Raw genomic sequence first — 21,144 nt, 5'->3', positions numbered from 1 at the left:
AGTATCAACATACTTACTATAGAACTGCTTTAAAGGAGCATGGTATTATCCAATCCATGTCTCGTAAAGGTAACTGCTATGATAATTGTATTATGGAGACATTCTTTGGAAGATTAAAAAATGAGATGTATTATGGCTATGAGAAAGATTATTCTTCTTTTGAAGAATTCTCAAAAGCAGTTGAAGAATATATAGATTACTATAATAACAAAAGAATTCAGGCAAAAACAAAATGGATGCCACCTGTACAATACAGGGTAGCATCCATGTGTTTAGCCTAGTTCATAAATATGTGTCCAGGATTCTGGGTACATATCAAGTTACTGGTTCTTTTTTTATTTACTCTATGACGGTATTGTCTATATTGAAGTAGTTCATCTTATCGTTCAGGCTTACGGCAAGTTCCTTGAGCTCGCCAGCAGCTTCGTTAATCATAGCAAATGTTGTGTTGAGCTCTTCCATAGAAGCAGTAGTCTCCTGTGAAGATGCTGCATTCTGCTGAGAAATAGCAGAGAGCTCTGAAATAATATCGTTGAAGCTTGCCTTAAGGCTGTTGAGAAGTTCAACCTTATCAGCAATTGTCTTTGTACTAATATCGACGCTGTTTACGTTGCTAACAACACCGTCCATATCTGTCTTTGTGCTGTTAAGCTGAGCGTTTTGCTTGTTGAATGCTACGTTAAGCTTTTCGATTGTATCAACACTCATCTGTGATTCTTCTACAAGCTTATCTACGATTCCATTAATTGAAACAGCTGCATCCTTTGACTGGATAGCCAGGGAACCAATTTCAGAAGCAACAACGGCAAATCCTCTACCGTATTCACCAGCTCTGGCAGCCTCGATAGAAGCGTTAAGAGAGAGAAGATTAGTCTGCTCTGAAATAGATGTAATAGCACTTGAAGCATCAGCGATGTTTTTAACAGCATCGTTTGTAGCCTGAATCTGGCTGTGAATCTCTGTCATGGCTACCATAACCTGTTCGTTCTGAAGCATAAGCTCGTTGATTGCATCAACAGTGTGGTTTGCATCTTCAAGCATTTCTGTTGCAGCCTTTGAAAGCTCCTTAACACTTGAAGTGATATCATCAATGCTTTCGCCCATTTCTGTAGTGTTTGATAATGAGTTTTCAACGTTTTCAGCCTGAGCAACGGCGCCCTTGCTGATATCTTCTACAGCGTTTGCAACCTGATCTGCTACATGAAGGGCAGTATCAGCTGATGTTGCAAGGTTTTCTCCAGATTTTGTAACTTCTTCTGAAAGATCAAGAGTTGTCTGAATAACATCTGTAAGCTTATCGCGAAGCTCAGCAGAACTTTCAGCGATAACACCAATTTCATCAGTTCTGTCAAATGTCTGGTTATCTATGTAGAATGAAAGCTCACCGTCTTCAAGCTTCTTCAAACCATCAACAATATCCTGAATAGCCTTTGTTGATCTATGTACTAACCATGTTCCAATTGAAAGGTTAAGGAAGAAGAAGAATACATATACGCCCATGATTATGAAACGAGCGTGCCATAAAGCAGATTCTACAGATTCGTTTTGTCTTCCGGCAAATACCATACCAACAACTGAACCATCAGAATTTGTGAGAGGTAAGTAGTATGCGTACCATTTTCCCTCATTACCATCTATAGTAAAGTTTGTTGCAAGATATTCTTCTCCATTTGTGAGAACTTTTTCCACTACAACATCTGAGGCTTTTGTTCCTTCCATACGCTCACCAGTCTCAGAATCAACAAGGGAAGTGATATAACGGGTATCTCCGTAGAAGACTGTAAAGTCCATACCTGTTTGTTCATGTAAATTGTCAAGCTGCTCTTGAAAATCATCGTGAACAGCAAAATTTGCTTTTAGAATAGTTCCGTTTGAAGCAACTGACCAATCACCCTTCCATTCGTGATCCATTGCATCCATAAGGAATACTGCAGATGCATGAAGTTCTTCCTCGAAAGAGTCATAATATGCTTTCTTGACGAAAGAGATTCCGATAATAGCTATTGTTGTGGCCATAAGCAATGCTAACGCAGAAGCCAATAATAATACCTGGCGCACCAATTTCTTGTTCTTTTTCATGTTAAACCTTTCCGATTGCAATACAATCTAACTCGACAATAAAATAAGCATGGGACATATAATATGACACCATGCTTAGAATTCGAGTGTATATTTTAAGTAGTTGCAACTGGCTGACATTTTAAAGTCCCTATAGTTTTGCGTCGCAAGCTTTCGCTTGTTTTGCCCATATAAAGCGTTTGTTCACAAATATTTCACAATTTGCTTGAAAACAGTCACAATTATATATGCTGATTTTTAGGTTGGCAACTACTTTTGTTAATTGTTTATCATTTTTGACAGTTTTGCATAATTGAATTGGTTTACAGAATAATTTTATTGTACATGCTTATCAATATAATTGCTTCTGTACTTGCTGTATACAATCTTCTGAGATTTGTATAAGCCTGTATAGCCTGAAACCCAATAGCTGAAGGCAACTGCCAGTAAGAAGTAAGGCATTGGCTCGTAACCAAAGAGCTCGAAGCATATTAGTAAGCTTGAGATAGGGCAGTTGGTAACACCACAAAACAGAGCGCCCATTCCTACAGCAGCCATTAGAGCTGGAGGAAATCCTATTAAACCACCGATTGCTGCTCCAAGTGTAGCACCGATGAACAGAGTAGGAACAATTTCACCACCTTTGTATCCGCAGGACAATGTAAGGGTGGTAAATATCATTTTTAAAAGGAAAGCTCCTAACCCAATGGATGCTCCTGTGAAGCAGGACATTATTATAGAAGAGCCTGTGCTGTTGTATGTTTGATTCCCAACCAATAATGTAAGAACTAAAACTGAAGTACCACCGACTATTGCTTTAATATATGGATTGATGATTTTGCCGCTAAGGAATTCTTCGTATTTGTGAAGCATAGTGCAGAACAAAATAGAAGCAAAACCACATATTATTGCAAATATACAGATGATAATTGCTGTTTTTATTGTAAACTTTGGAATAACTTCAATTGGGTAAATCTCAGCGCAAAGTCCAAAGTATGCAGCGATGTATCTTGCCACAAGAGAAGAAATAACGCATGGAACAAGTGCAGCGTAGTGCATGATTCCAACTGAAATAACTTCCATGGAGAAAATAGCAGCTGCCATTGGTGTGCCGAATAAAGCAGAAAATGCTGCGCTCATACCGCACATAATCATTGTCTTTTTGTTGGTATCACTAAGGTGAAGGACACGTCCAATACCATTTCCGATGGCACCGCCCATCTGTAAAGCGGCTCCCTCACGACCTGCAGAACCACCTACCAAGTGAGTAAGTAATGTAGCTATAAAAATAAGTGGAGCAAGTCTAAATGGAAGACGCTCATCTGACTGAATAGCAGCAATAACGGTGTTTGTTCCGCTGTCTTTTACCTTAAGAATCTTCTTATATATATATGTGATTATAACTGCGCCAACTGGCAAAAAATATATAAGCCATGGATTGGATTCACGGACAGATATGACTTTTCGCATGCTAAGTCCGAAGGCGGTAGCAAATAATCCTACTAGAACACCTATTATGATGGATGCGATTGTCCAGCTGAAAACAGACATTGCTCGATGACCATTGTGATCGATTTTGTGAAATAAAGTTTCTTTAAATTCTCTATTATCCATATTTTCCCTCTTTGAATTTTATATAATGTATGCTAACACAAATACATTGACTTTGCCTGATAAAATATACAAAATTATTATAGAAATATTTTTTGGGAGACAATATGGAAAACGTATTTATTGTAAACAAAGCGAGTAGAACAGGAAAAGCTGAAGGTGTTTGGAATAAGATAGAAGAATATCTTAAAAGTGAAGGCGTAGATTACGAGGTTCACTTTACAGCCAAGGCTTATGATGCAACTGAATTTGCAAAGAATGCCACATCTTCAGGAGAGGACGTTCATTTATTTGTTATGGGTGGAGATGGCACTTTAAATGAAGCACTTAATGGAATAGCAGATTTTGAACATACCTTATATACACCGCTGCCATCAGGCTCTGCCAATGATTTTGTTAAGGGCATAGGACTGGAAGGAAGCGCCATTGATATTTTAGAACGAGCCCTTAAGGATGATGGTTTCAAATGTATTGATATAGGAAAGGTTACTTATAATAAAGATGGAGAAGAGCAAAGCAGACTCTTTGGTGTTAGCTCTGGTATAGGAGTGGATGCCTATGTTTGCTTGCAGGCACTCACTAGTAAGCTTAAAACTTTCTTAAATAAATTTGGCCTTGGCTCAGCTACATACGGCCTTCTTACTGTTGGTGACATTTTTACAATGCCATTTTCAGATGCAGTTGTTACTACCTATTTTGATGGGAAAAAAGAGGAGCGAAATATTAAAAGCACCATCTTTGCGGCTGCTATGAATTGCCCGGCAGAGGGCGGTGGCATTCCTATGGCTCCAAAGGCTACAGCGGATTCGGGATATCTTACAGCATTTATAGCTCATGATATAAGTAGAATAAAATGCTTTGGATTATTACCATTTCTGGTTGCTGGAAAGCATGAAGGTAAGAATGGATTTGATTTATTAAAATTTAATAAATTAGAGATATCTATGGATGACCAAATGTGTGTACACGCTGATGGTGAACATGTTGGATTTTATAAAAAAATCACCTTTGAATGTTTGCCCTCAAAGTTGAAAATTAGGGGTTTTTAAGGAATACAAATTCTTAAAAATGTATTAAATTTTTATTAAGCAAATTATTGTTATTTTCTTGACGACCAAGTATAATAGAAACTGAGGGAAAGAGAAGAAGTTTCTCTTTTAATTTCTAATAATTATTAAGGAGGATGGATATGTTTTTCCAAATCACTAATCTTTGGCAGATCCTTGGCTGGTGCCTTGTATTTGCAGGATTAATTCTCATGAACGAACTCGGCCGTCGTACAAAGGTCGGCGGAATGATTATCTTTGTAATCATCCCATGTATTCTTACAGTTTATTTCATTCTTGCACACGTTGGTTTATTCGGCGGTGCAGCAAACCCAACTGTTGCTTATATGGATGGTTGGTTCCATTACTTCAAGCTCTACGCAGCAGATATCGGATGCGTCGGCTTCATGATGATCAAGTATAAGTGGGGCATTGGTAAAGAAAAATGGTTTGCTTGGTGGCCATGGTTCATCGTAGCAGCAAACATCATGATTGCTAATGTTTCAGATATGGAGTCTGCTCTTGCAGCATACTCAATCACAGGCGACCTTTCAGGTGCTTGGTGGTGCTCAAACGAAGGTGTATTTATCTACGGTGGATGGTGGAACGTTGTTAACGCTCTTGCTGGTATGATCAACATCTTCTGTATGACAGGTTGTGTAAAGCTTTACACATCAAACGACAAGAATCAGGCAGATATGATCTGGCCAGATATGACAATCTGGTTCATCATCGCATATGATGTATGGAACTTTGAGTACACATATCTTAACCTTCCTACACATACATGGTACTGTGGTGTTGCACTTCTTCTTGCTCCTACATTTGCTAACGCACTTTGGAACAAGGGTGCATGGATCCAGAACCGTGCTAACACACTTGCAATCTGGTGTATGTGGGCTCAGGTAGTACCTCTCTTCCAGTTAAAGGGTACATTCGCAGCTGTACTTCCACGTGTATACGGTGGCGCTACAGAGGCTGGTGTTACAACAATGGATCTTTATGAGAAGGCTATCGCTCTTTACAACGCAGGCCAGGGCAAGACAGCAGCAGCTAACGATGCTATCGCAGCAATGGGTATCACAGCTGATCCTTCAATGCAGGGATTCGTAGCTATGATGGCACTTGCAGTTAACGTTGTATGTATCTCTGTTATCATCAGAAACGCAATCAGAATCGGTGGAAACCCATATTCAAACTGCGTATTCGAAGGAACAAAGGACTTCGACGAGGCTATGGCTCGTGCAGCAAAATAATTCATGAGACTTTAAGGCATCCGCTCAGGCGGGTGCCTTTTTTGTGTTCATCAATATTTAGTGAATGGTATTTTAAATTCATCTAAATATAGGTATAATACTTACAAGAATATGAAAGACTGCGAGTGAGCAGCCTGTTGGGAGAGAATAATGTATAAAGTTTACTATATAATGCATAGTAGCTTCCTGGTGGAGCTTGATGATAGATATTTGTTATTCGATTATTTTGATAAGTCGGTGATGGCAGAGACTGTACAGTTTCATGGTTGCCTTCCTGAGCTTGATCCTGATAAATATCTTTATGTCTTTGCAAGTCATAGCCATAAGGATCATTGGTGGCTTGAAAATCTTCGTCTTGCTGATTCAAGAGATAATATCAAGTTTATTTTGTCGAAGGACATTAGATTAGGACGCAACTATCTTATTAGAAATGGCTTCGATTTATCCATAAAAGACAAGATTCAGTTTGTAACATCCATGAAGAAGTATCAGGTGGATGATATGACTATAGAAACCCTTCGTTCTACAGATGCGGGAGTGGCATTCGTAATCAGCGTAAAGGGAATGAACATTTATCATGCAGGGGATTTAAACTGGTGGAATGCTGAAGGTCGAGGGGAGCTATACGGCGAAGTATACGGTCGCGAGTACAAGCGAGCTTTGAAATCTATTTTAAATAAGCATTTTGATATAGGATTTGTCCCATTGGATTCTCGAATGGGGGAGGATGGATATTTCCTTGGCTTGGATTACTTCATCAAAAACATCGATTGCGACAATATCTTCCCGATGCATATGTGGGGAGATTACAAATGGATTGAGCGATTCAAAAGTCGTCCAGATATTGCAAATCTTAGGGAGAGAGTTGTGGATATAGACAGGGAAAATATGATTTTTGAGATAGAGGACTAGAATGGTTTTTAGCAAGAGTCTTACAGCGGAAGAATTTAATCCAGAGATTATCATGAATTCTGGACAGGTTTTTAGAATGAAGAAAGAGACTGCCGGTGCTGATGGCATGCCTGACACCTACAGTGCCTGCTCCGGTGATAACGATGTGTATTTCTACCTAAACAAGGAGAAGGACACATGGGATTTTGCCTGTGAAGAAAGTCAGTGGGATTTCTGGTGCAGATATTTTGATTTCGACACAGATTACACTTCTTACAACAATATCATCCGCAAAAGCGATGATAAGTTTTTAAAGGATTCATTGAAGGATGCTTTCGGAATGCGTATCCTCAGGCAGGATTTGTGGGAGGTTTTCATATCTTATGTGATTTCTCAGAATAACAACATTCCTAAGATAAAGAAATCCATCCAGATTCTGTGTGACAGATATTCAGATGGAATTCATTTTCCAAAGGCTGATGTGCTGGCGTTTATTCCAGAAGCTGAGCTGATGGACGGCACAGCCCTGGGCTATCGCGCAGACTATATAAAAGGAATATCGGAAAGAGTAGCAGCGGGAATGCTTGATATTCAAGCTATTAGCAGGCTACCTTACCAGGAGGCTATGGATGCCTTGCTTAAAATCAAGGGCGTAGGGCCTAAGGTGGCAAATTGCATTATGCTTTACGGATTCCATTTTATGGAAAGTTATCCAATTGACACATGGATGAAGAAGATTATCTCGGAAGATTACAGTGATTACACAAAAGATGCTTATCTTGATTATATAAATAAAGAGTATCCTGGTTTTCAGGGGTATGTTCAACAATTACAGTTTTATCATAAGAGAAAAGGCTGAGTAATGTTTAAATATCATATTATTGCACTTTTATTAGGAACCATATTGGATTATGTATTTGGAAATATATATTGCATGTGGAATCCTTTCGACACAATTAAAGATTGGGTAAAGTTTTTGGACAGAGCCTTGCTGGGAGATGAGATTATCCTTCTGGAGAAGTCAAAGCAGCGAAGCCTTGGGGCTTGGTTGATTATTCTCGTTATATTTCCAGTATTTGCCGGCATTACCTTTTTTACAATGCTTACATATGAAATCCACACATGGTTTGGTGTGCTTTTTGAGGCCTTGGCCACCTACTTTTGTTTGAATTTCAACAGATTATATTATGGTGGACTTGGCGTAGTTGCAGATTATTATGGAAACGGTGTAGCTGCAATGAAGCACACGGCCAGCATTTTGATTGGATGTCAGGTGGAAGTTGATACAGAAGAAGGCATAACATCCGATACTATCACTTACATTGCAAACGAAGCGTCGGATAGTGTGCTGTCACCATTGTTTGTAATGTTTTTGTTTGGTCCTGTTGGCGGATTCATCTACAGAGCCCTTGATATTATAGAAGGGCAGATTGGCACCTTCGAAACAGGCACATACAATGCTAGATACGATTATTTTGGTCAGCCTATTGTAAAGCTTAATTCAATAATTGATTATTTGCCATCAAGATTTAGTGGTGCTCTTGTAGTGTTTTGCGCAAGACATACTTTCGGCGGATTCAACGGCAAAAACGCCAGATTCATTCATCTGCGAGATAGAAAAAAAGCTATTTCTGCATTTGCAGGAGCTTTGGAAATAGGGTTGGATGATGGCAAGATAGGAGATTTTGATAAGCCAATCCAGGCATCAGATATAAATAAAGCAGTAAATCTACTGAAAAATAGTTTTATGGTATGCCAGGCAATTTTCGTGATTTTATTGTTATTTTTCTGAATTACGGGTGGAATTTAAAAATACTTTGGATTATAATCTAACCAAGTATGTAATATAGGTTTAATTGGCTATAAATATTGTGATTAGGAGGAATTGCTATGTCTGCATTTTTATCTAGTTTTGCAAGTTATCTGATTAAAATGATCATACTAGTTGCTATAGGTGTTTGTGGCGGTTTTATTGGAATTAAGCTCCGCCAGTCTAGCGACAGGAAGAAGGGTGTTTCTGAGCAAGTAACAGAGGCTTCTTCCGAAGAATAATATTTGGAGGACTATTGTTTTGAATACCGGTGTTAATGATTTACGACGCGCCTACTTGGAGTTTTTTGAGAGCAAGGGTCACCTTTGCCTCAATAGTTTTTCTCTTGTACCACATAATGATAACAGCTTATTGCTTATCAATGCTGGTATGGCACCACTTAAGCCATACTTTACTGGACAGGAGATTCCACCTCGTAGACGCGTTACAACATGTCAGAAATGTGTTAGAACAGGAGACATTGACAATGTAGGTAAGACGGCTCGCCATCTTACTTTTTTTGAGATGCTTGGTAATTTCTCATTTGGTGATTATTTCAAGCATGAGGCAATTGCCTGGTCATGGGAATTCCTTACAGAGGTTCTCGAACTAGACAAAGACAGACTTTATCCTTCTATCTACGGAGAGGATGAAGAAGCCTTCGAAATCTGGACAAAAGAAATCGGTGTAGCTCCAGAGCGCATCACTCGTTTCTATCGTGATCCAGAGACAGGCGAATGCGACAATTTCTGGGAGCATGGTGCTGGCCCTTGTGGTCCTTGCTCAGAGATTTACTATGATCGTGGAGAAAAATACGGATGCGGCAAGCCAGATTGTAAGGTTGGTTGCGATTGCGACCGCTACATGGAGGTATGGAACAACGTATTTACTCAGTTTAATGGCGATGGCCATGGCGGCTACGAAGAATTGGAGCAGAAGAACATCGATACAGGTATGGGTCTTGAAAGACTTGCTGTAGTTATGCAGGATGTTGATTCTGTTTTCGATATCGATACTATGAAGGCAATCCGTGACAAGATTTGCGAGATGTCAGGAAAGAAGTATCAGGTAGATGCTCTTGACGATGTTTCAATCCGTCTTATCACAGATCATATTCGTTCATCTACATTCCTTGTATCTGATGGTGTTACACCTTCAAACGAGGGTAGAGGATACGTACTTCGTCGTCTTATCCGTCGTGCTGCAAAGCATGGTCGTGCACTTGGAATCCAGGGCACATTCATGGCTAAGCTTGCAGAGACAGTTATCAATGAATGTAAGGATGGTTATCCAGAGCTTTGGGAGAAGAGAGAGTACATCTTCAAGACTCTTACAGCTGAGGAAGACCAGTTCAATAAAACTATCGACAAGGGTCTTGAGATTCTTGCTGGTATGGAAGAGAAGCTTGTTGCTTCTGGTTCAAAGGAGCTTTCAGGAGAGGATACATTCAAGCTTTACGATACTTACGGATTCCCTGTAGATCTTACAGCAGAAATCCTTGAGGAAAAGGGATTCAGCTACGATGCTGCTGGATTTGAAGCTTGCATGGAAGAGCAGAGACAGAAGGCTCGTGCTGCTCGTAAAGAGACAAACTACATGGGTGCTGACGCATCTGTTTACGATGATATCGATTTAAATGTTACTTCTGAGTTTGTAGGCTACGACAAGACTACATCAGAATCAACAGTTACTGTTCTTACAACAGAGACAGAAATCGTTGATACTATCGCAGAAGGAACAGTTGGAACAATTATCGTTCCAGAGACACCATTCTACGCTACAATGGGTGGTCAGATTGGTGATACAGGTATCATCAGCACACCAAACGGCGAGTTTGAAGTAAAGGATACTATCAAGCTTAAGGGTGGCAAGATCGGCCACGTAGGTCAGATGGTTTCTGGTATGATCAAGGTTGGCGATAAGGTTACTCTCAAGGTAGACGATGCTCGCCGAGCTCGTATCTGCAAGAACCACTCAGCTACTCACCTTCTTCAGAAGGCACTTCGTGAGGTACTTGGTACACACGTAGAGCAGAAGGGTTCTTACCAGGATGCTGACAGAACACGTTTTGATTTTTCTCACTTCTCAGCAATGACAGATGAGGAAATTGCAAAGGTTGAAAAGATGGTAAATGACAAGATTGCTGAAGGACTTGAGGTTACAACAGCTATCATGTCAATTGACGAAGCAAAGAAGAGCGGTGCTATGGCTCTCTTTGGTGAGAAATATGGCGACGAAGTTCGCGTAGTAAAGATGGGAGATTTCTCTACAGAGCTTTGCGGTGGTACACACGTTGCAAATACATCAGAGATCTCAGCATTCAAGATTCTTTCAGAGTCAGGTGTTGCTTCAGGTACACGTCGTATCGAGGCTATCACAGGTGCTGCTGTATTCGAATACTATGCAGATATCGAAGCTAAGCTTAACGCTGCAGCTGCTGCTCTCAAGTGTCAGCCAGCAGATGTTGAGGAAAAGATTGCACATCTTCAGAAGCAGCTCAAGGAGGCAAACTCAGAGCTTGAGTCTATGAAGGCAAAGGCTGCACAGGCTGCTGTTGGTGATGTTATGGATTCAGTTGAAGAGGTTAATGGAGTTAAGCTTCTTGCTACTTCAGTTGCTGGTGTAGATATGAACGGACTTCGCGACCTTGGCGACGACCTTAAGACAAAGCTTGGCGAGGGCGTTATCGTTCTAGCATCTGACTGTGATGGCAAGGTAAACCTTGTTGTTATGGCTACAGATGAAGCTCAGTCAAAGGGCGCACACGCTGGTAACCTTGTAAAGGCTATTGCACCTAAGGTTGGCGGTGGCGGCGGTGGTCGTCCAAACATGGCTCAGGCTGGTGGAAAGAACCCAGCAGGCATTCCAGATGCCCTTGCCGAAGCCAAAGCCGTATTAGCAAGTATGGTCTAAGAGTTGTATAAATTGCGTCCCCATATCCTTGGCAAGCGCGAGGAGGAAGGCTCCATATGAGCTAGGAAGGAACCCCGAAGGGGGAGATTGCCTAGCGAGGTATGGAAGGTGGCCTCCGGGAGCAAGATATACTTGGATGACGCAATAATATAAAAATATAGTTGACAAATACTTGATTTATGCTAAAATGCTTGTTAGTGCTTTAGAGTATTAAGTACAAGTCCCCAGATGGAGGGAGGTTAGGAATAGACTATGTCATATGTTACAGTTAAAGAAAACGAATCATTAGACAGCGCTCTTCGTAGATTTAAGAGAAACTGTGCTAAGGCTGGTATCCAGCAGGAGATTCGTAAGCGTGAGCACTATGAGAAGCCTTCAGTAAAGCGTAAGAAGAAGTCTGAGGCTGCTAGAAAGCGTAAATTTTAATTAAAATTTATGTTTAAGAATTTATGAAATCATGGCCTGTACCAGTTTTGGGTACAGGCTATTTTTCGGTTTACGTAAAGTATATTATTTTGGAGGTTATATGGCACGTTCAGTTGAAGAAGAGATTAAGAGACGTCGTACTTTTGCAATTATTTCCCATCCCGATGCAGGTAAGACTACCCTTACAGAAAAATTCCTTCTATACGGAGGACAGATAAATTTAGCTGGTTCAGTAAAGGGAAAAGCTACAGCAAGACATGCAGTATCGGACTGGATGGAAATCGAGAAGGAGAGAGGTATTTCTGTTACTTCTTCTGTTTTGCAGTTCGAGTACGATGGCTATTGCATAAATATCCTCGATACACCTGGACACCAGGATTTCTCCGAGGATACATATAGAACACTTATGGCTGCCGATTCTGCAGTCATGGTTATCGATGCATCAAAGGGTGTTGAGGCACAGACTAGAAAGCTTTTCAAGGTTTGTGTTATGAGACATATCCCTATTTTCACATTCATCAACAAGATGGACCGTGATGCAAACGATACTTTCGAGCTTCTTGACGATATCGAAAATGAGCTTGGAATCGCCACAGTTCCTGTTAACTGGCCAATTGGCTCAGGTAAGGGATTCAAGGGTGTATATGATAGAAACGAGCGCACTGTGCGTATGTTCTCTGACACACAAAAGGGTACAAAGCAGGGTGAGGAGCGTATTCTTTCTATCGATGATCCTTCTCTTAAGGATGAAATCGGACAGGAAAAGTACGATCAGCTTATGGAAGAGCTTGAGCTTATCGATGGAGCTGGTGCTGAGTTTGATCAGGAGCTTGTTACAAAGGGTGAGCTTTCACCTGTATTCTTTGGATCTGCTCTTACAAACTTTGGTGTTGAGACATTCCTTGAGCACTTCCTTCAGATGACATACAGCCCACTTCCTAGAAAGAGTGATGCTGGTGAGATTAGCCCATTCTCTGAGGATTTCTCAGCTTTCGTATTTAAGATTCAGGCTAATATGAATAAGGCTCATCGTGATAGAGTAGCATTCCTTCGTGTTTGCTCAGGAACATTCGATGCCACAAAGGAATATTTACATGTTCAGGGTGGTAGAAAGGCTAAGCTTTCAGCACCTCAGCAGATGATGGCTGATGAGCGTAAAATCGTTGATAAGGCTTATGCTGGCGATATTATTGGTGTTTTCGATCCAGGTCTTTACAGCATTGGTGATACATTCACATCTGCTAAAAAGCCATTTAAGTTCGAGGGTATTCCAACATTCGCTCCAGAGCATTTTGCCCGCGTACGTCAGATTGATACAATGAAGCGTAAGCAGTTCATGAAGGGAATCACACAGATTGCCCAGGAAGGTGCAATCCAGATTTTCCAGGAGTTTAATACAGGTATGGAGGAAATCATCGTAGGTGTTGTTGGTGTTCTTCAGTTTGATGTATTAAAATATAGATTGAACAACGAATACAACGTTGAGATTGCTCTTGAAAACTTACCTTATGAGCATATAAGATGGATTGAAGGAGACTACGATTTAGATAAGATTTCTGGTACATCTGATATGAAGAAAATCAAGGACTTAAAGGACAGACCACTTCTTTTATTTGTAAATTCTTGGTCTGTTGGAATGGTTCAGGATAGAAATGAAGGATTAGTTTTATCTGAATTCGGTACAAATTAATGACTATAAACGAAGCTGCTATTGATAGAAAAAATAACCTTAACATAATTCGACTTATTGCCAGTCTTATGGTTGTGTATATGCATGCCTTTGCGATTTGCATTGCTGATCAGTCAAAGGATGTGTTTTACACACTTACCAACCACAAGGCTTTGGCTGGTGGAATTGCGGTGTACATTTTTTTCATCATTAGTGGCTTTTTAATTTGCAGAAGTTTCGACAGAACGAAGAGCGTAGTGAAGTATTTCAAGGCTCGTTTTCTTCGTATTTGGCCGCTGCTTTTTGTGGTTGTGATGATTATGGCTTTTGTGCTGGGGCCAATTCTATCGGAATATAGCTTTGAGCAGTATATGCAGGGGGATATTCTTGGCTTCCTAAAGAATATTTTCTTTATTCACGCCACCACTACTTTGCCAGGTGTGTACAATTACCACTATAATCACAGCTTAAACGGCTCTTTATGGACTTTGATGTACGAAGTTATGTGGTATGTCATTGTGGCCGCTATTTCGCCTCTATGGAAGCGATTTAAGGCATCTGGAATACTTCTGGTTGTGGCTTTAGGTGGCATCTATATTCTTTACGCATACAACAGCCCTGGGGACATCGGTCCACTTACAGCAAGCTTCATGCTGAATTTTTCTAAGCTTGGTATGTTCTTTGCAATGGGAATGTGCTACTACCTGTTCGGGGATTATATCAAGATTTCCTGGAAGATAGCACTGGTTGCTATTGCAGGGCTTGTGCTTGGAATTCTCTTTGCAGATTTCATTATCACGTTTTGTATTTTTGGATCTTACATTATTTTTTATCTTGCATTCCAAAAGCGCTTTGTGGCCACCTGGTACGATAAAGTAGGAGATTTGTCCTACGGAATATACATCATGGCCTTCCCAATCCAGCAGACATTAGTGGAGTGCATCGGCACACCTACCGAGATATATCACACCATGTCTATGGATCCTTATTTAAATATGTTGTACACATTACTAATCGTTATACCGCTGGCTTGGATAAGCTGGCATTGCATCGAAAAGCCTTGTTTGAGGCTAAAATAAAGCTTGACGATGTTTTTCATACCGTGTATATTATTGGGCAGTGACTTATGTCACTGTCTTTTATTTTTTCGAATTTTTTTATCCCATTTTTTGTTGACATTTATAAACAGGTTCACTATTATTATATTAAAGAAACGAACAGTTGTTCCGAACGGAGGTTTTATAAAATGGCAAACGAAGATAAGCTTAAAGCATTAGATGCTGCGATTTCGCAGATAGAAAAGCAATACGGAAAGGGCTCAGTTATGAAGCTGGGTGAGGGAGCTAACATCCAGGTAGAAACAGTTCCTACTGGCTCAGTCAGCCTTGATATTGCACTTGGACAGGGTGGTTTCCCTAAGGGACGTATCATCGAAATCTACGGTCCAGAATCATCTGGTAAGACTACACTTGCACTTCACGCAGTTGCTGAGGTTCAGAAGCAGGGTGGTATCGCAGGCTTCATCGATGCAGAGCATGCTCTCGATCCTAAATACGCAAAAGCAATCGGTGTAAACATCGATGATTTATATATTTCACAGCCTGATAACGGTGAGCAGGCACTTGAAATCACAGAGACTATGGTTCGTTCAGGAGCTATGGACATTATCGTTGTGGATTCAGTTGCAGCACTTGTACCAAAGGCAGAAATCGACGGAGATATGGGTGATTCTCACGTAGGTCTTCACGCACGTCTTATGTCACAGGCTATGAGAAAGCTCACAGGTATTGTTGCAAAGACAAACTGTGTAGTTATCTTTATCAACCAGCTTCGTGAAAAGGTTGGTGTTATGTTCGGTAACCCAGAGACTACTACTGGTGGTCGTGCTCTTAAGTTCTATGCATCAGTTCGTATCGATGTACGTCGTATCGAAGCATTAAAGCAGAATGGCGAGGTAATCGGAAACAGAACACGTGCCAAAATCGTTAAGAACAAGGTAGCACCTCCATTCCGTGAGGCAGAGTTCGATATCATGTTTGGCGAGGGAATCTCTCGCGAGGGTGATATCCTTGATGTTGGTACAAACCTCGACATCATCCAGAAGTCTGGTGCTTGGTATGCATACCTTGGCGAGAAGATTGGCCAGGGCCGTGAGAATGCCAAGATGTACTTAAAGCAGAATCCAGAGGTTCGCGAGGAGATTGCAGAGGCAATTCGCGAGCACTATGCAGAAACTGACGAGAGCGAAGTTGGTCTTGTTGGTGGTGAAAAAGAATCTGATATTCCTACAGAGGTTATTGAATAATCATGGAAGTTTTATCTCTTGTTAAATTAACAAAGGGAAGAGCAAAAATCTGTCTCGCTGGCGGGGCAGATTTTGTTCTATATAAAAAAGAATACGAAAGCTACGGTATCGAAGAAGGGGCGGATTTACCGGAGGACAAATACCAGGAAATCATTACCGAAATCATCATTCCTCGTTGCAAGAAGCGTGCTCTTCACCTGCTGGAAAAGCAGGACCGCTCAGAGAAAAATCTCAGGGATAAGCTTCGTGAGGGCGGATACTCAGAAGATGTGGTGGATATCGCTATCGACTACATCAATGAATACGGCTATCTGGACGACGCCAGAATGGCTGCCAGTCACATCCGTTTCTATCAGGATTCCCGCAGCAAGCAAAGGCTCAAGCAGGACTTAATTGGTAAGGGCATATCTAGCGATGTTATCGACAGAGTTTTGGAAGCGGAATACACCGGGGATGAGTCAGCTCTTATAGAGCGTCTCCTTGAAAAAAAGCATTACGATAAGGAAAATGCCACCTACGAAGACAGAGCCAAAATATATCGCTTTTTAATGGGCAGAGGTTTCTCGTCAGATGCTATCAACAGGGTCCTAAAATAGTCCCTAGGCTCCACTATATATGGTATACACATGCTTGACATAGACCATTTATACAGTTAAACTAAATGTGTTGATGTTTATAAATGAGGGCATTATAGCTTTTATTTTATATTCCAATTAGAAAATTAAATAAGGAGGTGCTCCTGTGAACGCAGTAACGATGATTATTGTTGCACTTGTCGTTGCCGTTGTTGCAGTTGTTATCACTCTTGCTGTTTCAAACAAGATTCATGAGACACAGGGCAGAAACAAGATTGGTTCTGCAGAGGAGAAGGCTCGTGAAATCATTGATGAGGCAGTTAAGAATGCGGAGGCTAAAAAGAGAGAGGCTATGCTCGAGGCAAAGGAAGATGCCATGAGACAGAAGAACGATCTCGATAAAGAAATCCGTGAGCGCCGAGCAGAAATTCAGAGAAGTGAGCACAGATTATCTCAGAAAGAAGATAACCTTGATAAAAAGCTCGATGCAGTTGAAAAACGTGAGGCTGAATTCGCTCGTCAGGAACAACAGCTTAACAAGCAGCGTGAGGAAGTTGCAAAGCTTAATCAGCAGCGTGTGCAGGAACTAGAGAGAATCTCAGGACTTACCTCCGAACAAGCAAAAGAACAACTTTTAAAATCTGTAGAAGAAGATGTCAAATTAGACGCAGCAAAACTTATTAAGGAAAGCTTAGCTCAGGCAAAGGATGAGGCTGATAAAAAGGCACGTGAGATAGTAGTTAGTGCTATTCAGAAGTGCTCAGCAGATCATGTTGCAGAGACTACTATTTCAGTAGTACAGCTTCCTAATGATGAGATGAAGGGAAGAATCATTGGTAGAGAGGGTCGAAACATTCGTACTCTTGAAACTATGACTGGCGTAGAATTAATTATTGATGATACACCAGAAGCAGTTATCTTATCTGCATTTGATCCAGTAAGACGTGAGATTGCACGTATTGCTTTGGAGAAGCTCATTGTAGACGGACGTATTCATCCAGCTAGAATTGAGGAGACAGTAGAAAAGGCTAAGAAAGAAGTAGAACAGCAAATCCGCGAGGAAGGCGATGCAGCTGCACTCGAGGTTGGTGTTCAGGGTATTCACCCAGAGCTTCTTAGACTTCTTGGAAAGATGAAATTTAGAACCAGCTACGGTCAGAATGTATTAAAGCATTCAATTGAGGTTGCTCAGTTATCAGGATTACTTGCTGCAGAGCTTGGTCTTGATGTTAGAGTAGCAAAGCGTGCAGGTTTGTTGCATGATATTGGAAAGGCAGTAGATAGAGAGCAGGAGGGTACTCACGTACAGCTCGGTGCAGATCTTTGCCGCAAGTACAAAGAGTCTCAGACAGTTATCAATGCTGTTGAGGCACATCATGGCGATGTAGAGCCAGAAACTCTTATAGCTTGTATTGTACAGGCAGCTGATACAATTAGTGCAGCTCGTCCAGGTGCAAGACGCGAGGCTATGGAGACATACACAAACAGATTAAAAGAACTTGAAGAAATTTCTAACAGCTTTAAGGGTGTTGAAAAGTCTTTTGCTATTCAAGCAGGTAGAGAGATTCGTATCATGGTGGTTCCTGAACAGGTTACAGATGCCGATATGGTCATCATGGCGAGGGATATTTCAAAGCAGATTGAATCACAGCTCGAATATCCTGGACAGATTAAGGTTAACGTAATTCGTGAATCACGAGTTACAGACTACGCAAAGTAAAAACTTAGCGGGTGGATATCCACCCGCTTTTTTTGAACCCATTTTTAGGAAAAAATATTAAATTAGGGGTTGATTTAATAAATACAAAGTATTAGAATACTACCATAATGAAAAGCAACAGGGAGAATATGAATGAGTACTAGATTGAAATGTGCGATTTTGCTTTTATTATGTGTCTTGATGACTGCGGGAGCATATTATTGGAGCGCTAAATACACTAATCCTCAGCATGGCACGTCGGGATATGTAAAGGATATGATGCCGCAGGATTACGATATGGATTTTGATGTGGAAGCCAATAGAGGAAAAGTAGTTGAGGCATCTATAGGTGCAATTTATTATTATGCTATTGACATAAGTCCTACTGATGACATCTGTTATCAGGGTTGCGTCAAAGATAAATATGATGAGCAAGAGGGATATTTTCCTAGTTACTATATAGTCATAAGTGATTCAGATACAGATTCTTCCAATGAAATCCTGGTCAGGATAGATGATGACCTTTACGACGAATTAGAAGTTGGTGATTATGTTCATGGAGTTGGAACAGTTGAGTATTCATATGATTTAGAAAATCGTTATACAGATGTATGGGTAACATCTAGTTCATATAGAGCTAAGAAAGGCAAAGATGACCAATATCCTTCTAAGTATGGTTATAAATCTGTAAAAGAGTTACAAGAGATGATAGGGCAGCCTGTTAATCAGCCTGTATTCAAGACCACAGGAATTTTGCTTTTGGTGGGAGCGGAATATAGAGTATATCCGGATTTGGATAGTTTTAAGCAATCCCCAAGAGTGTATGTGACTGTCCAAGGTAACCGATACAGCGGAAGCGACGATTCCCTATATTCACTTCTGGGACAGGAAATCACAGTCCAAGGAATAATGGGAAGAGATGATGGCATTTATATGTATAAAGGATTTTTGGTTGAATAATAAATGAAAATAGCAAATAGATTAAAGAATATATTATTAATTTTTGTATGTGTCTGTATATGCATCGTAGCAATCCAATTTATTATATTAAAATTGGTGCCACCATACAGGGTGTTATGTGCAAGAGCATATTTTCAAATCAGATATGGTGAGCATACAGAAGATGCAGGACAAAATAGCAGAAAAGAATATTTACGTTTGGATGATGGAAATCTAATAACCTATAAAGAAAACTGGATTGGTATTGTAACTAGTGATAATTACAAAACTTATGCAAGCGGCAAGGAATTGGCTGAGGAAGTGCAGGCGGTGGCAGATAATTATTTTGAAGATTGCCATGTAGTCTATAGCCCATTTGCGTATTATGCCATTAATAAGGATGATTTCTGCACAATCTTATTGCAAATACCTGAGCAGGGGCCTAATTCTGATGAGGATACAGTAAAGGCTTGCCTGCAAGAATGTGGCGTATTGAATGCTGACATCCAATACGAAGTAAATTGCACATTGTTGCCTCAAAACATATATGACGGTACAAAGGACATTACGATTTACCCTGCCGATGGGTTTGTAGAATATGGGAATTATAGTAATTCCGATATTTACATGAGTATGATAGAGGAATTTGGAACAGCAGATTTTATTTCAGTACGTCGAAATGGCTTTATTTGTGGCTACGTTGAATCAGAAGACGGCGAGCCACACACAATGTTTGAAAAATATGATTAATATTAGAATATAAGGAGAATGATTATGGAGAAAATTGAAAGAGTAAAGAGAGAGCTAGTACATAAGGGGGCAATCCTGGATATTTACGAGGACACTGTTAGGCTTCCTAATGGAAAGGAAGAAAAGTGGGATTTTGTCAGCCACAGAATGGGAGCAGCTTGCGTATTGGCTGTTCATCCTAGCGGCAAAATCATCATGGTGCGCCAGTACAGAAACGCACTTGATAGATTCACACTTGAGGTGCCAGCTGGAAAGCGTGATTCAGTAGATGAAGATACCAGCATTTGCGCAGCCAGAGAGCTTGAGGAGGAGACAGGATTCAGAGCAGGAAAGCTAGAAAAGCTTTTATCACTTAAATCTACAGTAGCATTCTGCGACGAATTTATTGATGTTTATTTGGCTACAGATTTGAAAGAAATCGGAGAGCAGCATTTGGATGAAGCAGAAGATATTGATATCGAGCTTTATGACTTGGAAGACCTTCTTGTTATGTGCTATTCAGGCAAGCTCCAGGATGCCAAGTCTGTTGCAGCTATCATGGCATATGCAGCGAAGATGAACTAGATATCTTCTTTAAGGAAGCGCTTTTGCTTCCTTAAGTTTTAATATGGGAGAAACAATATGTATGAAAGAGATGAAAATAAAGCTGGAGTTCACCGAGTTTTTATATTTTTAGTAGGATTGCTTGGAGTGGGAATTGTTTTATTCGGAGCTTACAATACTGTGCTGACTTATTTATATCTAAAATGGGGGCTTTGGAATAACAATTACTTCGCATTTACGATAGGCATCTATGGGGCCATATCCATTATTGGATTGATTACAATATGGAGTGCAGTCAAGCTTCGTCATAAGCTACTTCCTGATGAAATTGATATTGAAAGAAATCTGGAAAAATCAGAAAAGATTGCAGACATTAGAGTAGCCAGGGAGAAAAAAGCCTTGGAAAAGCGTATGTGAAAGCTGTAGGGTAGCTTCTTAGGGGAGATGCTTATATAAAAACTGGCGCATACCTAAGTGGGCAAGCAAATAGGTATACGCCATTTTCATTTCTGAAGTGGGCAAGCAAATCAGAATATGAAAAAATGGTGCCAAAATAGAATCCCCGCTTAGGGACTCTATTCTGACACCATTGTCTGAAAAAATATTACTATATCAGATAATTAAATGCAAGAATAAAATGCCTATACACTTTG

At 40.4% G+C, this 21,144-nt stretch carries 20 protein-coding genes and 1 riboswitch; of the genes, 18 read left to right on the top strand and 2 right to left on the bottom strand.

Features of this window, described 5'->3' with window-relative positions:
* On the top strand, window positions 1–281 hold a 281-nt coding region (locus tag CRN97_RS01970; protein WP_143483228.1), incomplete at its 5' end, for an IS3 family transposase.
* A gap of 58 nt (window positions 282–339) precedes the next feature.
* On the opposite strand, the gene CRN97_RS01965 is transcribed toward CRN97_RS01970, so the two are convergent.
* Together CRN97_RS01965 and CRN97_RS01960 are read right to left on the bottom strand one after the other, a co-directional pair.
* Window positions 340–2,079 (bottom strand): methyl-accepting chemotaxis protein, encoded by a 1,740-nt coding sequence (locus CRN97_RS01965; RefSeq protein WP_097075656.1) that lies wholly within the window; start codon window positions 2,077–2,079, stop codon window positions 340–342.
* Between the two features lie 101 nt (window positions 2,080–2,180).
* Window positions 2,181–2,256, bottom strand: a riboswitch (cyclic di-GMP riboswitch).
* Between the two features lie 138 nt (window positions 2,257–2,394).
* A complete protein-coding gene (locus tag CRN97_RS01960; RefSeq protein WP_242961985.1) occupies window positions 2,395–3,672 on the bottom strand; it encodes a chloride channel protein in 1,278 nt (425 codons plus the stop codon).
* 104 nt (window positions 3,673–3,776) lie between these two features.
* Between CRN97_RS01960 and CRN97_RS01955 the strand changes: the two genes are divergently transcribed.
* The 17 genes from CRN97_RS01955 (at window position 3,777) to CRN97_RS01880 (ending at window position 20,908) form a co-directional block, all read left to right on the top strand.
* A complete protein-coding gene (locus tag CRN97_RS01955; RefSeq protein WP_097075655.1) occupies window positions 3,777–4,718 on the top strand; it encodes a diacylglycerol/lipid kinase family protein in 942 nt (313 codons plus the stop codon).
* Window positions 4,719–4,858: 140 nt separating this feature from the next.
* Window positions 4,859–5,971: a DUF5692 family protein gene (locus tag CRN97_RS01950; protein WP_044937715.1), complete on the top strand. Its 1,113-nt coding sequence runs from the start codon at window positions 4,859–4,861 to the stop codon at window positions 5,969–5,971.
* 150 nt (window positions 5,972–6,121) lie between these two features.
* Complete coding sequence (locus CRN97_RS01945; RefSeq protein ID WP_097075654.1) at window positions 6,122–6,883, top strand: MBL fold metallo-hydrolase; 762 nt, start codon at window positions 6,122–6,124, stop codon at window positions 6,881–6,883.
* Between the two features lies 1 nt (window position 6,884).
* On the top strand, window positions 6,885–7,721 hold the full coding sequence (locus CRN97_RS01940) for a DNA-3-methyladenine glycosylase 2 (protein ID WP_097075653.1): 837 nt from the start codon (window positions 6,885–6,887) through the stop codon (window positions 7,719–7,721).
* Between the two features lie 3 nt (window positions 7,722–7,724).
* Complete coding sequence (locus CRN97_RS01935; protein WP_097075652.1) at window positions 7,725–8,654, top strand: cobalamin biosynthesis protein CobD/CbiB; 930 nt, start codon at window positions 7,725–7,727, stop codon at window positions 8,652–8,654.
* 98 nt (window positions 8,655–8,752) lie between these two features.
* Window positions 8,753–8,914 carry a hypothetical protein gene (locus tag CRN97_RS14080; RefSeq protein WP_177175544.1) on the top strand — a complete coding sequence of 54 codons (162 nt, stop codon included), beginning with the start codon at window positions 8,753–8,755 and terminating at the stop codon, window positions 8,912–8,914.
* 19 nt (window positions 8,915–8,933) lie between these two features.
* Window positions 8,934–11,585, top strand: a complete 2,652-nt coding sequence (gene alaS, locus CRN97_RS01930; RefSeq protein ID WP_330400056.1) for an alanine--tRNA ligase — start codon at window positions 8,934–8,936, stop codon at window positions 11,583–11,585.
* A 252-nt stretch (window positions 11,586–11,837) separates the two neighbouring features.
* Window positions 11,838–12,011, top strand: a complete 174-nt coding sequence (gene rpsU / locus CRN97_RS01925; protein WP_028236498.1) for a 30S ribosomal protein S21 — start codon at window positions 11,838–11,840, stop codon at window positions 12,009–12,011.
* A gap of 100 nt (window positions 12,012–12,111) precedes the next feature.
* On the top strand, window positions 12,112–13,701 hold the full coding sequence (locus CRN97_RS01920; protein ID WP_044937722.1) for a peptide chain release factor 3: 1,590 nt from the start codon (window positions 12,112–12,114) through the stop codon (window positions 13,699–13,701).
* Window positions 13,701–14,759: an acyltransferase family protein gene (locus tag CRN97_RS01915; RefSeq protein WP_097075650.1), complete on the top strand. Its 1,059-nt coding sequence runs from the start codon at window positions 13,701–13,703 to the stop codon at window positions 14,757–14,759. Before CRN97_RS01920 ends, CRN97_RS01915 begins: the two co-directional genes overlap by 1 nt.
* A gap of 167 nt (window positions 14,760–14,926) precedes the next feature.
* The gene (gene recA, locus CRN97_RS01910; RefSeq protein ID WP_044937726.1) at window positions 14,927–15,985 is read left to right on the top strand and encodes a recombinase RecA; all 1,059 of its coding nucleotides are present in this window, start codon (window positions 14,927–14,929) and stop codon (window positions 15,983–15,985) included.
* 2 nt (window positions 15,986–15,987) lie between these two features.
* Window positions 15,988–16,581 (top strand): regulatory protein RecX, encoded by a 594-nt coding sequence (locus tag CRN97_RS01905; protein WP_097075649.1) that lies wholly within the window; start codon window positions 15,988–15,990, stop codon window positions 16,579–16,581.
* A 160-nt stretch (window positions 16,582–16,741) separates the two neighbouring features.
* Window positions 16,742–18,280 carry a ribonuclease Y gene (rny, locus tag CRN97_RS01900; RefSeq protein ID WP_044937730.1) on the top strand — a complete coding sequence of 513 codons (1,539 nt, stop codon included), beginning with the start codon at window positions 16,742–16,744 and terminating at the stop codon, window positions 18,278–18,280.
* A gap of 132 nt (window positions 18,281–18,412) precedes the next feature.
* Complete coding sequence (locus CRN97_RS01895; RefSeq protein WP_097075648.1) at window positions 18,413–19,219, top strand: hypothetical protein; 807 nt, start codon at window positions 18,413–18,415, stop codon at window positions 19,217–19,219.
* Between the two features lie 3 nt (window positions 19,220–19,222).
* Window positions 19,223–19,948: a hypothetical protein gene (locus CRN97_RS01890; protein ID WP_097075647.1), complete on the top strand. Its 726-nt coding sequence runs from the start codon at window positions 19,223–19,225 to the stop codon at window positions 19,946–19,948.
* Between the two features lie 24 nt (window positions 19,949–19,972).
* Window positions 19,973–20,512, top strand: coding sequence for an NUDIX hydrolase (locus tag CRN97_RS01885; RefSeq protein WP_097075646.1), 540 nt, complete (start codon window positions 19,973–19,975; stop codon window positions 20,510–20,512).
* A 57-nt stretch (window positions 20,513–20,569) separates the two neighbouring features.
* Window positions 20,570–20,908: a hypothetical protein gene (locus tag CRN97_RS01880; RefSeq protein ID WP_097075645.1), complete on the top strand. Its 339-nt coding sequence runs from the start codon at window positions 20,570–20,572 to the stop codon at window positions 20,906–20,908.
* Window positions 20,909–21,144 lie beyond the last annotated feature (236 nt).

The sequence above is a fragment of the Pseudobutyrivibrio ruminis DSM 9787 genome, from assembly GCF_900218035.1.
Classification (GTDB): domain Bacteria; phylum Bacillota; class Clostridia; order Lachnospirales; family Lachnospiraceae; genus Pseudobutyrivibrio; species Pseudobutyrivibrio ruminis.
This window is presented reverse-complemented; position numbering and strand designations above follow the sequence as displayed.